The sequence below is a fragment of the Frankia sp. ACN1ag genome (assembly GCF_001414035.1).
Classification (GTDB): Bacteria; Actinomycetota; Actinomycetes; order Frankiales; family Frankiaceae; genus Frankia; species Frankia torreyi.
The window spans coordinates 231,100-245,539 of record NZ_LJPA01000002.1 but is presented as its reverse complement, the minus strand read 5'-3'; the positions used below and the strand labels follow the sequence as shown (position 1 = coordinate 245,539).

Sequence of the window (14,440 nt, the reverse complement as noted above, 5' to 3'; positions counted from 1 at the left end):
TGGACGGCTACGCCGGTTTCACGGCCGGAACGCCGGCCGTCAGGTTCTGCACGATGGCGATGTTGTCACGCACCGTGGCGTCGTCGCGGGCGATGTAGTGCGCCTGGGACGTGATCTCCTTCTGGTTCTGCAGGTAGTACCGCAGGAAGGCGGCCACCGCCGGCTTGCGCAGCGATGCCTTGTTCGCGTACAGGTACAGCGGCTTGCACAGCGGCATGTACATGCCGGTGCCGGCGGTGAGCGCGTTCGGCTCGACGCAACCGCGGCCGGAGTCGAGCTTGATGGCGCGCACCGCCCGGTTCGTCGTCAGGAAGTTCGAGTAATCCATGAAGGCGATGGCACCGCGGTCGCCGTCGACCCGGGCTGGGATCTCGTCGAGTTCCCGGGTCTCGTAGGCACGGGTGTTCGTCGAGCTGCCGGTCATGCTGGCGAGGAACACCTTGGCGTGGACGGTCGACGCNGCGGGGCCGATGGGGGACAGCGGAACGTTCGGGAAGCTCGGATCGACCTGGTTCCAGTTGGTCACCGTTGAGTCCCGCGCCCAGATGCGGCCGACCTGGGCCGTGGTCAGGCACTGCGCCCAGGTGTTCTGCCTGCTCACCACGATCGGCAGCAGGTGGTGGGCGATCTCGAAGCCGGCGACCCGGGTCCCGCAGGCCTTGTCGGGCAGCGCGTAGGAGGCCCCGACGATGTCTGCCTGGCCGGCGCAGACCTTCTGGAAGCCGTCGTCCGTGTCGGTGCTGCCGACGCGGACGGTGACGCCCTTCGCCGACTCGCGGAACAGGCTGTACGCCGTTCCGGTGATCGCGGCCACCTCCGCCGAACCCGTCGTGATCACTGCATTGGGATCGACGGCGCCGCCGCCGGCGCCTGCTCCGCCGGCGCCCGCCCCGCCCGCGATCCCGGCCGCCCGTTCGGCCGCGCGCATCGTGTCGGCGGGTAGCTGGGGATGCTGATCAACCGTCGAGCGGGGCGGTGCGGCAGCGGTCACCGAGGTGCCGTCGCCCCCGCCGGTCAGAACCAGGCCGAGAGTGACGCTTCCGGCGATGAACACGACCAGCGCCAGCACGCCCGCCAGGAGCCGGCGCCTCGGCCGACCGCCCGCCGACCAGCGCCGACGTCCGCCGGCCGCGGACGCCTGGGCGCCCTCACCCGACGCCGCGGCCGCGATCCCGCGCGGGCCGGCCGGCGCTGTCGGGGTGCCGGAACCCGCCCGGGCGCCCTGCGCGGCCGGATCCGGCGAACCCGGATCGCCCGCGGCCCCGGCCGCGGCCGCGGCACCCATCAAGGCACCCCCGGCCGCCGACGCACCCCCGGGCATCGACCCGTGGGACGCGCCGCCGGCGGCCCGCCGGTCGGCCGGACCCGACGACTCCGCCCTCGGTGGCGGGGTGTGCCCGACGACGGGCGGCACGCTTGGCGGCGGGGTTGTCGCGAAGGCGGCCGGGCCGAGCAGGACTGTCTCCGAGCTCGCCGGCTCGGCCACGGCGTCGCGCGCGGCGAGCAGCGCCGCCCCGAGGGCGAACTCGCCGTCGTGGCGGATCTCCAGCCGGCCCACGTCCGGAAAGTGCTCGCCGAGCAACCGGCTGACCAGTGGTATTCGCGCACCCGGACCGTAGACCGCGAGCAGGCCGAGCGCGCCGGTGTCGCTCGCCGCGGCGCGCACCGCCCGGGCCAGCACGCGGACCGAGTCATCGAGCAACGGCCGGACGAGCGACTCGTAGTCGTCCCGGCTGACCTGAACGACGGTGGTCGTGTCGCCGGTGGGCACGGCGACGTCGGCGAACGTCTCCTCGGTCAGGACCTCCCGGGCCTCGGCGCAGGCCGCGCCGAGGCGGGCGCCGTCGGCCGACGCCCGCGGGCCGCCGCGCAGACGCTCGCCCGCGTCGCCGACCAGCCCGGCGACGTGGGCGTAGAGCAGGTCGTCAAGCATCGAGGTCGACACGTCGGCGAGCCCGACCGGGGAACCTACGGGCACGTAGCCGCCGGCCGTCGCGGTGAACACCGCCGCCTCGAACCAGTGCGACCCGAGCTGGTAGGTCGCCGCGCCGCGCCCGTCGGCCACGGGAGTGGTCTGCGAGAACAGGGCGGCCATCGCCTCCGTGGAGCTGCGGGCGACGACCGGCGTGGTGGTCTCCAGGCGGGCGATCGCGTCCGCGAGCCCCTCCTGCCGGCGCGCCGGCCAGGTCGCCGGGCTGGTCACGACGACCAGCTCCGGCGGTTCACCGCGCTGGGCGGTGGCTGTGCGGATCATCGCGTCGAGGAAGCGGGCGAGCAGTGCCGAGGCGGTGTAGCCGATCCCGCCGACGAGGATCGGCGTCGAGTCGCCGAGCCAGTGCACGAAGCCGTCGGCGGTCCGCTCCGGCTGGCTGGCTCGCAGCCGGACGGCTGAGCGCCCGACGCGCACCGAGCCGTCGGCGGCGAGATGGAGCACGGTCGGGATCTGCGGTTCGCCCTCGACGGCGATGGCGGACGGCCAGCCGTTCTCCGCGATGGCGGCCGTGGTGACGTCGACGCCGGGACTGATGCCGAGCTGGTATCGCACGCGTTCCCCCGAGGTGCCCGTTCTGCTTACCCCGGCACAATCCCCCGTCTGCGCCGAAGCGTGGCACGATCATAACCGTCCACACTCGGCGGATCGCCGGTAGCGGGGGATTGATCGCTCTACGATACGAATCGGATGCCGGGCCGCACCCGGCGCGCCCTGACCCGGGAGGCCGCGTGCTCCGCCGTGCCGCGAAGTTCGAGGTGACGCTGAACCCGACCGCGCAGTCCCTGCTTGCCCCGATGTCCGCCGAGCCTCGCCAGTTCCTGCTGGACCGGGCCCTGGACGAGTTCGTCGCCGATCTCGGCGCGCTGGACGAGGCGGCCGAAGCCATGGTGCCGGGCGCCGCCCGCCCGCGCATCGACACCGCCATCGACGCGGCCTCGCCCGCGGTGGTCGACGGCACCCTGCTCGTCTCCGGCCAGGAGGTGATGCAGACCTGGGAGGCGCCGCTGATGCGGGCCCTCGCGCAGGCGGTCACGAGGCCGGGGGGAGTGGTGCTGGAGATCGGTTTCGGTCTCGGGCTGTCCGCCGGATTCGTGCAGGAGATCGGGCCCGCCCACCACGTCATCGTGGAGGCGAACCCGCAGACCGCCGCGGTCGCCGAGCAGTGGGCGCGAGCCGACGGCCGGCGTGGCGTGGAGATCGTCATCGGGCGCTGGCAGGACGTGCTCGCCGGGCTCGGCCGGTTCGACGGCATCCTGTTCGACACCTATCCCATGGACGAGACCGAGGTCGACGAGTACGTCATGCGTGACGCGACCTTCGCCGAGCACTTCTTCGCGCCGGCCGCGGCGGCCCTGACCGACGGCGGCGCGTTCACCTACTACTCCAACGAGATCGACTCGGTCTCCCGGCGACACCAGCGCGCGCTGTTGCGCCACTTCCGCACGTTCGCGGTCGAGATCGTCGACGGCCTGCGCCCACCCGCGGACTGCAGCTACTGGTGGGCGCCCTCGATGGCCGTCATCGTGGCCCGTGGCTCACGGCGGTCCTGACCTGCGGCGGGGTCCTGACCTGCGGCGGGGTCCTGACCTGCGGCGGTCCTGACCCGCCCGCGGAGCCTCCCATCAGGCGGGCTGGTGCTCGGGCCGGTGACCGCCGCGGACCGCGTCGTCGCGGATCTTGCCAACCAGTTCCTCGAGGATGTCCTCCAGCGCGACGAGTCCCAGCACCGAGCCCTGGGCGTCGGTGACCCGGGCGAGATGGGCGCCCGACTGCTGCATCGTCGCGAGGGCCGTGCGCAGGCTGTCCTCGGCGCCGACATGCGCCAGCGGCCGGATCCACTTCGCCGCCACCGGGCTCGACCGCCGCTCCGGGCGGGTCTCCAACACGTCCTTCAGATGCAGGTAGCCGGTCATCTCGTCGCCGCCGTCCTGCACGGGGAAACGGGTGAACCCGGTGCGCGCGGCGAGCCGCTCGACCTGCCGCGGAGTGATCGTCGGCGGGACCGTGACCAGCCCGTCCGGCGCGAGCAGCACGGCGCGCGCCGTGCGCTCCTCGAACGACAGGGCTCCCGTCAGCAGCTCGTGCTCGTCCTCGGCGAGCAGGCCCTCCCGGTGCGACTCCTCGATGAGGCCGGCCACCTCGTCGCGGGTGAAGACGCTGGCCACCTCGTCCTTAGGCTCGACGCCGACGACGCGCAGCGACATGCCCGCCACCGCGTTCAGCAGCATGATCACCGGCTTGCCCAGCCGGACGACGCCGACCAGCAGCGGAGCCAGCAGCAGCACGGCCCGATCCGGCATGGCGAGCGCGATGTTCTTGGGCACCATCTCCCCGACGACCACGTGCAGGAAGGTCACCAGGGCCAGCGCGATCGCGAAGGACACCGGGTGCAGCAGCGCCGAGGGCAGCCCGGCCGCCTCGAAGGGGCCGTGCATCAGGTCCGCGATCGCCGGCTCGCCGAGCGCGCCCAGCCCGAGGGTGCAGACGGTGACGCCGAGCTGCGCGCCGGCGAGCATCAGTGACACGTTCTCCATCGCGCCGAGGGTGATCCTCGCCAGCCGGGAACCGGCCTGCGCCATCGGCTCGATGCTCGTCCGCCGGGCGGAGATCAGCGCGAACTCGGCGCCGACGAACAGCGCGTTGAGCACCAGCAGCAGGATCGTGGCGGCGATCGCCAGCAGGCCGCTCATCGTTGCGCCGCCCGCCCGAGCGCCTCGGGCGCGCCGCCCGCGGCCGGCTGGCGTGATCCGTCGCCGTGCGTCCGGGAGCCGGACCCGCCGCCACGCTCGCGCGGGCCGGTGGACCGCTCGCGGTGCCCCCCTGACCGATCGCGATCCCGCGTCCCCGTGGGCCGGTGCGTCGCAGCCGGGTCGTCCGCCATGGTGACCCCTCGCGGGGCCACCGGCTCCAGCCGGATCCGGTCCACCCGCCGGCCGTCCATCCGCTCGACGGTGTAGCGGACCCCCTCGACGGCCGCCGCGTCCCCCGCCCGGGGGATGCGGCCCAGCGCGCGGGCCACCAGACCGCCGAGCGTCTGGTACGTGTCGTCGGTCGGGATCGCGATCCCGGTGACGTTGCTCGCCTCCTCCGGACGAAGCAGGCCGGACAACAGCCAGCTACCGTCGTGACGGCGCAGGGCCCGGGGGGAGACCCGATCGTGTTCGTCGACGACGTCGCCGACGATCTCCTCGATCAGATCCTCGGCGGTGACCAGACCGTCCGTGCCGCCGAACTCGTCGACGACGATGGCCATCTGCAGCCCGCCGGCCCGCAGCGTCTCCAGCAGCGGCTCCAGCAGGAGTGTGGAGGGGACCGTGACCGGCGCGACCATGACGTCACGCACCGGTGTGTCCTCCCGGTCGTCCTCGGGGACGCCGACCGCGTTCTTGATGTGGATCACTCCCACGACGTCGTCGCTGTCCGCGCCGAGCACCGGGAACCGGGAGTGGCCGGTTCGCCGAGTGAGGGTGATGACCTCACTGATCGGCTCATCGGCGTGCACCGTGCGCATCCGCATCCGTGGGGTCATCACGTCCTCGGCGGTCCGGTCACCGAACAGCAACGAGCGCTGCACCAGCGTCGCCGTCTCCTGCGACAGGGTGCCGTGCTCGGCGGACCGCCCCACCAGCGAGAACAGTTCCTGGGCGGAGCGGGCCGAGGCCAGCTCCTCCTGCGGAGAGATGCCAAGCCGGCGCAGCACGGCGTTCGCGGTCGCGTTCAGGAAGCGGATCAGCAGCCCGGTGGCCCGGGTGAACATCCGCTGCGGCCCCTGCACCGCCTTGGCCGTACCAAGCGGATGAGCCAGCGCCAGGTTCTTGGGGACGAGTTCGCCGAACACCATCGTCACGGCGGTGGCGAGCACCATCGCGACCACCACGGACAAGGCGCCGGCCAGCCCGTCGGAGGCACCGAGCGAGGTCAGCGGCCCGCGCAGCAGCTCGGCGATGGCGGGCTCGGTCAGGAAACCGATCGCCAGGTTCGTGACCGTGATCCCGAGCTGGGCGCCGGACAGTTGGGTGGACAGCCCGCGCAGGGCGGCGAGCACACCCCGGGCACCCCGCTCGCCCCGGTCGGCGGCCCGCTGCACCGACGGCCGGTCGGCGGTGACGAGAGCGAACTCTGCGGCCACGAAGACCCCGCAGATGGCGACGAGCGCCAGGCCCAGCACCAGCAGAAGCGCCTCGATCATCGGTCGACCCCCGCGGGCGCTTCTCCACGCGTGGGCCGGCCGGAACTACATCCGGCGTCGTCGGAGTCCTTCATGATCCCTTCCGGTCGGTCCGGGTCGGCCCGGTGCGCTGGCCTTACCCGCGTCACGCGGGTTCAACGCGCCGGGCAGCCCGTCCGTTTCACGATGACCTGTCGTCGCCGGACGGTCCAGACCTCAGGGGGCGTTCGGTAGTAGATCACTGTGTGGTCCCGGGGACCGCGTGTCGACCAAGACCCCATCGCTCGGCCACGATCCGCCACGACCGTCGCCGGGTCCACGGGCGGTCGGCCACGAACGGCGGACTGGAAAGGCCGGTCGCGGGCCCGGGTGATTGCCAGGATGGGAGGAAGTGGCTCGGGTCCGACACGCACGAATTCCTCGAGTGTCACGGAGGGTGACAGCGGGAAGAAGGTGGGTGTCGTCGCCGGGTGCTGCCACCCAGCCGTCGGACTAGGAGGTCGCCATGCATCGGCTTCAGACACGGTCCGTGCCGATACCCGTCCGGCCCGATCGGGCGCCCGCGCTCCCGGCCGACCGCATGGCATCCCGGCCTCCCCGCCCGGGGGAACCAGGTTCGCGGCCGACGCCGGCGCCCGCGTCGCGGGCGGCGCTCCTCGTGGCGGCGGTGACCCTGCTGCTGGCCGCCGGCTGCGCTGGGAGCTCCGCGGGCGGGAAGGCCCCCGCCACGGTGACCGCGCCTCGCGGTGGTCCGCCAGCCGGATGGTCGCCTGCCCTGACGACGCCTGCCCCGACGACGCCTGCCCCGACGATGCCCGCCCCGACGACGCCGGGCACGCGCGGGCCGGCTGCCCAGACCGCGGCTGAGCTGGGCGCTGCGGGGACGACCGGTGCCGGCGCGGCGGCCTCGGCGTCGAGGACGCCGGCCGGGAGTGTCACCGCGCCGGCTGGCGGGCTGTGCCCCACCGCCCGGCTGGCGGTGCGCTCCGCTGACGGTGAGGGCGCGGCCGGCAGCACGTACGAACACCTGGTGCTGACCAACGCCGGCACCACGTCCTGCGTGCTGCGCGGCTTCCCCGGCGTCTCCTACCTCGACGCCGCGGGCCGTCAGGTCGGCGCGGCCGCGGTTCGGTCGGGTCCGGCGGGCCAGGTCGTCCGGCTGGCCCCCGGCGCCTCGGCCAGAGCGACCCTGCGCACCGTGCATCCCGGCATCCAGGAGGGCTGCGACGAGCCGGCGCAGAGGACACCCGTCGCCGCCTTGCGGATCTTCCCTCCGGCGAACACGACGGCCCTGCGGCTGGCGCTGTCCGATGTCTCGGCGTGCAGCAGTCCGGCCGTGCAGCAGTTGTCGGTGACCGCCTTCACCCGCTGACGCGTCATCGGCTGACCGCCGCCGCACCCACCGAGGGCGGTGGTCAGCCGGCGGCCGGGTCGGCCGCTCCCACGGTGCTCAGGGCGATGTCGACATAACGCCTGCTGATCTCCGTCGGCGTGAGTGGCCCGTCCGGGTGGTACCAGCCGGTGATCGAACGCAGCATGCCGAGCAGCGCTCGGGAGGTGTCCGCGGGGCTGGTCATCCGGAACACCCCACTGCTGTTGCCGTCGACGAGGATGTCGAGCAGCAGGGTCTCGAGCTCCTTGCGCTTGGCAGCGTAACCGCGGCGGTTGGCCGGCTCCAGGTAACGCAGCTCGGAGTCGAGGACGGCCATCCGCACCCGGTGCGCCATGAAGAGCGTCATCGACTCGACGAACGCGACGAAGCGGGCACGGGCGGGCGCGCTCTCGCCCACCTCGGCGAGCGCGGCGCGGGCCCGGCCGAGCGCATCCTCGATCCCCAGGTCCAACAGCGCCACGAGGATGCCCTGCTTGTTGGCGTAGTGGTAGTAGAGCGCGGGCACGGTGACGCCGGCACGGCGCGCGATGTCCCGCACCGTCGTGCCGTGGTAGCCGTGCTCGTAGAGGGCCTCCATCGCGCCCTGCAGGATCGGGGTGAGCTGGGGCGGGGCGAACTCGCGCCAGTTCGCCGCCGCCAGCACGGGTCCTGCCGTCACGATGGGCCTCCCGGGTGTGGCTGGTCCTGACCAGTGTGGACCGGCCGTCCCACGCGCGGATCCGGACCGTGCGCAGGGTGACCGAACCGCCGCGAGCCCGCGTCCTCGGGGCGGATCGATCGACGAGCCGGTGCCGTCGACGGGCCAAGCCGCCGACGGCACCGCGTCACCAGGTCGGCCGGAGCCGTTTCGGACGTCCGAGCCGCTCCGGACGTTAGAGCCGTTCGGACGCCCGAGCTGTTTCGGACGTCAGAGCCGTTTCGGACGTCAGAGTCGCTCGATGATGGTGGCGTTGGCCATGCCGCCGCCCTCGCACATCGTCTGCAGGCCGTAGCGGCCGCCGGTCGCCTCCAGGTAGTTGACCATGGTGGTGAGCAGGCGGGTACCCGACCCGCCCAGGGCGTGGCCGAGCGCGATCGCCCCGCCGCGCGGGTTGAGCTTGGCCGGGTCGGCCCCGGTGTCGCGGGCCCAGGCCAGGGGCACCGGCGCGAATGCCTCGTTCACCTCGAAGGCGTCGATGTCGTCGATGGACAGCCCGGACCGCTGGAGGGCCTTGCGGGTCGCCGGGATGGGGGCGGTCAGCATGAGCAGCGGGTCGTCGCCGGCCAGGGCGAAGGTGTGGAACCTGGCCCGCGGCCGCAGGCCGAGCTCGTTGGCCTTCGTCTCGCTCATGATCAGCACTGCGGAGGCGCCGTCGGTCAGCGGCGACGAGTTACCCGGCGTGATGCTCCACGTGATCTCCGGGAAGCGGGCCGCCCACTCCTCGGTGTAGAAGGAGGGCTTGAGCTGCTGCAGGCCCTCGAAGGTGGTCGTGGGTCGGACGGTCTGGTCGGCAAGGTGCTGGGTCTTTGTGCCGTCCGGCAGGGTGATCTCCACCGGGACGATCTCGTTCGCGAAGTCGCCGGCCGCCGCCGAGGCCGCGGCGAGCTGGTGCGAGCGGGCGGAGAAGGCGTCCAGGTCCTCGCGGTTGAGCTTCCAGCGCGCGGCGATCAGTTCGGCACCGATGCCCTGGTTGGCCAGGCCCTCCGGGTAGCGGGCGCGGAAACCCGGGCCGTTGGGGTCCTGGCCGATGACCGCGGAACCCATCGGCACCCGGCTCATCGACTCCACCCCACCGGCGATGACGACGTCGTACGCCCCCGCGATGACGCCCTGCGCGGCGAAGTGGGCGGCCTGCTGGCTTGACCCGCACTGGCGGTCGATGGTCGTGGCGGGCACCGACTCGGGGAAGCCCGCGGACAGCAACGCGGTGCGACCGATGTTCAGCGACTGTTCGCCGACCTGGCCGACACAGCCCGCGATCACGTCGTCGACCAGCGCGGGGTCGAGGTCGTTGCGCGTGACCAGCGCCTTGAGCACGGTGGCCAGCAGCTCCACCGGGTGGGTCTCGGACAGCGCCCCCCCGGGCTTGCCGCGACCCGACGCCGTCCGGACCGCATCGACGATGACTGCGTTTTCCATGGGATCTCCCTCGTCACCAGCGTGGCGGACCGATCCGCCGCGCTGCCCGTGTCGCCCACCCGATGTCCAGCGCTCGCTTGGTTGTCTAGCGCTCGCTAAGTAGACCCTGCCATGGTCCGCTCCGAGGTGCGCGGTCCTGCCGCCCTGGCCAGGATCGCACCGGGCGGGTCGTGCCGGGTTCCGCCTGGCGATCGTTCGAGTCGACGCTACGAGCCTGCTCTTGATGGGTCAACAAGCAGATTGGAGTGACAATTCCATATCTGCCGGCGTGGCGCGAGCGACCGGTCCGCCGCCGGGCCGGGCTGGGCGACCGTGAGCACTGCGTGAGCGTTCAGCGGACCAGCCGCGGCGGACGGTCACCGGTGGCGGTGCCGGGGAACACGTCTCCGCCGGCGGGGATGGCGGCCGAGCCGGGTGGGTCGCCCGTGACACAGGGCGGCTGGGGATGCGCGCGTTCCACGGCGGTGACGCGGTCGGCGATCCACCCGCGCAGGCCGGCGATGTCCACGTCGTGCGGCGGGTGCTCGGCGTAGGGCGCCAGGTTGTCCGACGCGCGAACCAGCACGGCCACGCCACCTCGGACGTTGCCGCGGGCGAGATGAGTCATTCCCACGGCCAGTTGGGTCAGCCCGCGCCACAGACCGCGTTCGTCGTCCGCGGCGGCCTTCCAGGCAGCCTCGAGCGCCTCGTGCGCCTGAAAGGGGCGGCCGGTGTCGAGCAGATGCTGGGCGGCGGCGAGCGCGGCGCCCGGGGGCAGCGGGTTCGGCAGGCTCAGGGGCGCCACGCCCGCCGCTCCGTGCGGTAGGGGCCGGCCGAGAGCGTCGCGGGGGCGCTCGGCGGGTCGGGTCGACGGCGGTTGCGGTTCGGCACCGCCGCGTTCGCCCGCGGCCGCGCCTGGTCCATCCGGGCGGGGCCCCTGGTGCGTGGGCCTGGTGGACTCTGCCTTGGCGGGCACCGGCCCGAGGTCTCGTGGTCTGGTCATCCCCGTCAGTGTGACCAGGCGGTGGGACTCTGTCGCCCGCGATGGTTCCGGGTGGCGCTCACCACTCGTCCGACTGGTGCCGGTGCGGCCGTGGCCCGTCTCGGCGGGAGAGCCGGGACGGGCCACGGGAGGAGTCGTGCTGGTTACGGGTGGGGGTGCGAGGCGCGAAGGATCAGGCGCTCAGCCTCAGCGGCCGGCGGCGGCGCGCAGCGCGTCGGCGCGGTCCGTGCGCTCCCAGGCGAAGTCGGGCAGCGGTCGGCCGAAGTGACCGTAGGCCGCGGTCTGGCGGTAGATCGGCCGCAGCAGGTCGAGGTCGCGGATGATCGCCGCGGGCCGCAGGTCGAAGACCTCGGTGACGGCCCGAGTGATCTCGGCCACCGGCACCGTCTCGGTGCCGAAGGTCTCGATGAACAGGCCCACCGGCTCGGCCTTTCCGATCGCGTAGGCGACCTGCAGCTCCGCCCGGCGGGCCAGGCCCGCCGCGACGACGTTCTTGGCTACCCAGCGCAGCGCGTAGGCGGCCGACCGGTCGACCTTGGATGGGTCCTTGCCGGAGAAGGCGCCGCCGCCGTGGCGGGCGTACCCGCCGTAGGTGTCGATGATGATCTTTCGGCCGGTCAGGCCGGCGTCACCGATCGGCCCGCCGATCTCGAACCGGCCGGTCGGGTTGACGAGCAGCCGGTAGCCGTCCACCTCCAGCCCGAGGTTCTCCTCGGCCAGCCGCTTGAGCTCCGGCGCGATGACCTGATCGCGGATGTCCGGGATGAGGCGGGTCGCGAGGTCGACGTCCGCCGCGTGGTGCGCGGAGACGACGACGGTGTCCAGTCGCACGGGCCGGTCGTCTTCGTCGTACTCGATCGTCACCTGGGTCTTGCCGTCCGGGCGCAGGTAGGGCAGCACGCCCTCGTGACGAACCTGGGACAGCCGCTGAGCGAGCCGGTGGGCCAGGGTGATCGGCAGTGGGAGCAGGTCGGGCGTCTCGTCGCTGGCGTAGCCGAACATGATTCCCTGGTCGCCGGCGCCCTGCTGGGCGAGCGCGTCCTCGCCGCCCTCGACCCGGGCCTCGTAGGCCTGGTCGACGCCCTGGGCGATGTCGGGGGACTGCGCACCGATCGAGACCAGAACGCCGACGGTGGCCCCGTCGAAGCCCGTCGCGGCGTCGTAGCCGATCTCGGTGAGGGTGCGCCGCACCACCGAGGTCACGTCCACGTGGGCAGAGCTGGTGACCTCGCCGGCCACGTGGACGTGCCCCGTGGTCAGCAGCGTCTCGACCGCGACCCGGGAGCTCGGGTCGGCGGCCAGGTAGGCGTCGAGCAGGGCATCGCTGATCTGATCGGCCAGCTTGTCGGGATGACCCTCGGNTACGGACTCCGACGTGAACAGGCGGCGGGACATGCGGGACCTCGTTTCGATGCATCGCGGGAAGAAAGGAGCTGGCCGTGGCTGAGTCGGGCCCGATGGACTGCGGGGCCCGCCACGGGGAGATCGGTGGAGCGTGGCCGGGCCGCTTCGGCCGATCAGCGGCCGGCCCGACCATGTGGATGAACGGACAGCCCGGCGAACCTCGTCCGAGTAGGGCATCCGGCTGGCCCCGGGGACGGTGGGGCGCGGGGGCCGGACGGATCGCGCCCGCGAGAGGACGCTCATGTGAAGCTGGGCTGGCCGAGGGAGTCGCGCGGCGAGGGTGACCGGCCCCGCGCGGCGACGGCGGGGCATCCGGACACCGACGGACCTCAGGAACGCGCTGAGTGCACCGCCCGGGGCGGGGAGACCCCCGCGCGGCTCAGCGCGCGGTACAGATGGCGGAGCTCACGAGGGCGAAGTCGACGTGACCACGCGTGACGAGGACGGCCGAGCACTGCACGCGGTGATCTCATCACGGGCGCCGCAGCGGCGTCAACCGTGCCTGGCCGTGGGCGTGCCTTGTCTCACCGAGGCCGCCATGCCAGAGTGGGATCATGCCGAGCCCGGACGACCCGACGTCCCGGGTCCCGGCCGGCCGGCGGTGACGATGCGCCGCCGGGTCCCGCTCGTGCGCCGGCGGGCGGTCGATCTCATGCGGGTCGCCAGCCGTCTCTGTAACTGACCCGTCGCTGGTTCATGGCGCCGCGCCGCCATCCAGCCGCGATCGGGCGCCCGGCTCTGAGCGGGCCGGCGTCCGTCGCACTCCTACTTACTGTCATGTGGCGTCCCGCCTCGTGGGTCGGTCGTCCCCGTCGGGACCGGGTCGCCGTGCGGAGGTGGCGTGCTCATGTCCCAGGCCGATCGTGTGTCCCAGACCGATCGTGTGCCCTTGTCCGTACTCGATCTGTCGCCCCGGTCGGAGGGCGCGTCCGCGGGTGACGCGTTGCGTAACACCCTCGACCTCGCCCGTCGCACCGAGGAGCTCGGCTTCCACCGATACTGGCTCGCCGAGCATCATCTGGTGCCCGGTGTCGTCTCCTCGGCACCGGCGGTCGTCATCGCGCTCGTGGCCGATGCCACGACCCGGATCCGGGTCGGCTCGGGAGCGGTTCAGATGGGTCATCACACGGCGGTGACCGTCGCCGAGGAGTTCGGGACCCTCGCCCAGATCCATCCGGGCCGGATCGACCTCGGGCTGGGGCGTCCCGCCGTCGACCGGCTGTTCGCCCCGGCGGACGGCGACGGCCCACCATCCGGGTCGGACCAGCCGGCCGCCGTGTCTGGTGGGCCCGTGTCTGGTGGGGCCGTGTCTGGTGGGGCCGCGCCTGGCCGCGCGGCGACCGTCGTCGACGGGCTGTTGGTGCCGGCGCCGCCCCGGATGCGGCTGAACGCCGACCGGCTGCGCCGCCAGTTCGCACTCGTCGGCTACCGGCCGGGCGCGGGGGACGAGTACGGCCAGCAGGTCCGCGACATCCAGGCGTTCCTGCGGGGCGACTACCGGACCGCCGAGGGCGAGCACCTGACGGTGCCGGCTGCTGAGGGTGCCGACCTGCAGATCTGGGTCCTCGGTTCCAGCCCGGGCGCGAGCGCCCGGACGGCCGGCGAGCTGGGACTGCCGTTCGTCGCGAACTACCACGTCTCGCCGTCCTCGGTGCTCGAGGCGGTGCAGGCCTACCGGGACGCCTTCGTCCCGTCGGAGTCGTTCGACCGGCCCTACGTGATGGTCTCGGCGGACGTGGTGGTCGGCCCGGACGAGGACACGGCCGCCGAGCTCGCCTCGCCCTACGGACTGTGGGTGCTGAGCATCCGGTCCGGGCAGGGGGCCCGTCCCTTCCCGAGCCCGGCGCAGGCGGCGGCCTACCCGTGGACCGCGGAGGAACGCACCCTCGTCGCGGACCGGGTCGAGACCCAGTTCGTCGGCGGCCCCGCCACTGTCGCGCGCAAGCTGGAGACGTTGCGGAAGGTGACCGGGGCTGACGAGTTGATTATTACGACGATCGCGCACGATCATGCGGACCGGGTGCGCTCGTATGAGCTCCTCGCCGGCGTGTGGCAGTGATCGTCCGGGGAGCCGCCGGCCGGGGGTCCGGGGTCGGCATCGCTTTGCGTCGTTCCTGACTGCTGGTTAACGTGGACCTCGTCGCGTGGCACCGCTGGCGGTGATCGCAGCCGGTGGATGTCCGGCCCACGCGGGTGACGGAGGAGGCATCGTGTCCGGCGACTGGTCTGGGAGCGTGGTGGCGCCGCGTCCTCGGCCGGGCGGCGGGATGCACGAGCTCACGCACCGTCGGCACATCGACACCTGCCGGGTCAACGCGGCCGCCTGTACCCGCTGACGTCCCCAGCCTCCCTGACCTTCCCGCGCCCCGGGTTCGCCGGCG

The 14,440-nt window shown here is 73.1% G+C and carries 9 protein-coding genes and 2 pseudogenes; 3 read left to right on the top strand and 8 right to left on the bottom strand.

What is annotated here, in order from left to right; translation table 11 throughout:
- Positions 1-7: 7 nt before the first annotated feature.
- Positions 8-460: pseudogene (locus UK82_RS35125) on the bottom strand (phosphate ABC transporter substrate-binding protein); the annotation flags it as partial.
- A 1-nt stretch (position 461) separates the two neighbouring features.
- Positions 462-2,254: substrate-binding domain-containing protein (locus UK82_RS02470; RefSeq protein ID WP_236705428.1), on the bottom strand; the 1,793-nt coding region annotated here is incomplete at its 3' end.
- A gap of 467 nt (positions 2,255-2,721) precedes the next feature.
- Here UK82_RS02470 and UK82_RS02465 point away from each other — a divergent pair.
- Entirely contained in the window at positions 2,722-3,543 is an 822-nt protein-coding gene (locus UK82_RS02465) for a class I SAM-dependent methyltransferase (protein WP_044884492.1), read from the top strand.
- A 72-nt stretch (positions 3,544-3,615) separates the two neighbouring features.
- Here the strand turns inward: UK82_RS02465 and UK82_RS02460 are convergent, their stop codons facing one another.
- Both UK82_RS02460 and UK82_RS02455 read right to left on the bottom strand, forming a co-directional pair.
- Positions 3,616-4,683 (bottom strand): hemolysin family protein, encoded by a 1,068-nt coding sequence (locus tag UK82_RS02460; RefSeq protein ID WP_044884493.1) that lies wholly within the window; start codon positions 4,681-4,683, stop codon positions 3,616-3,618.
- Positions 4,680-6,182 carry a hemolysin family protein gene (locus UK82_RS02455; protein WP_044884494.1) on the bottom strand — a complete coding sequence of 501 codons (1,503 nt, stop codon included), beginning with the start codon at positions 6,180-6,182 and terminating at the stop codon, positions 4,680-4,682. Before UK82_RS02455 ends, UK82_RS02460 begins: the two co-directional genes overlap by 4 nt.
- A 637-nt stretch (positions 6,183-6,819) precedes the next feature.
- Between UK82_RS02455 and UK82_RS02450 the strand changes: the two genes are divergently transcribed.
- Positions 6,820-7,533, top strand: a complete 714-nt coding sequence (locus UK82_RS02450; RefSeq protein ID WP_236705403.1) for a DUF4232 domain-containing protein — start codon at positions 6,820-6,822, stop codon at positions 7,531-7,533.
- 43 nt (positions 7,534-7,576) lie between these two features.
- Here the strand turns inward: UK82_RS02450 and UK82_RS02445 are convergent, their stop codons facing one another.
- From UK82_RS02445 to metK, 4 genes and pseudogenes are all read right to left on the bottom strand, one after another.
- On the bottom strand, positions 7,577-8,212 hold the full coding sequence (locus tag UK82_RS02445; RefSeq protein WP_044884496.1) for a TetR/AcrR family transcriptional regulator: 636 nt from the start codon (positions 8,210-8,212) through the stop codon (positions 7,577-7,579).
- A gap of 267 nt (positions 8,213-8,479) precedes the next feature.
- The gene (locus UK82_RS02440; RefSeq protein ID WP_044884497.1) at positions 8,480-9,673 is read right to left on the bottom strand and encodes an acetyl-CoA C-acyltransferase; all 1,194 of its coding nucleotides are present in this window, start codon (positions 9,671-9,673) and stop codon (positions 8,480-8,482) included.
- Between the two features lie 331 nt (positions 9,674-10,004).
- Entirely contained in the window at positions 10,005-10,457 is a 453-nt protein-coding gene (locus UK82_RS02435; protein ID WP_055406168.1) for a DUF309 domain-containing protein, read from the bottom strand.
- Positions 10,458-10,841: 384 nt separating this feature from the next.
- Positions 10,842-12,016 (bottom strand): annotated as a pseudogene (gene metK / locus UK82_RS02430) (methionine adenosyltransferase); the annotation flags it as partial.
- An 890-nt stretch (positions 12,017-12,906) separates the two neighbouring features.
- Between metK and UK82_RS02425 the strand changes: the two are divergent.
- Positions 12,907-14,118, top strand: coding sequence for an LLM class flavin-dependent oxidoreductase (locus UK82_RS02425; RefSeq protein ID WP_055406215.1), 1,212 nt, complete (start codon positions 12,907-12,909; stop codon positions 14,116-14,118).
- The last annotated feature ends 322 nt before the right edge of the window (positions 14,119-14,440 follow it).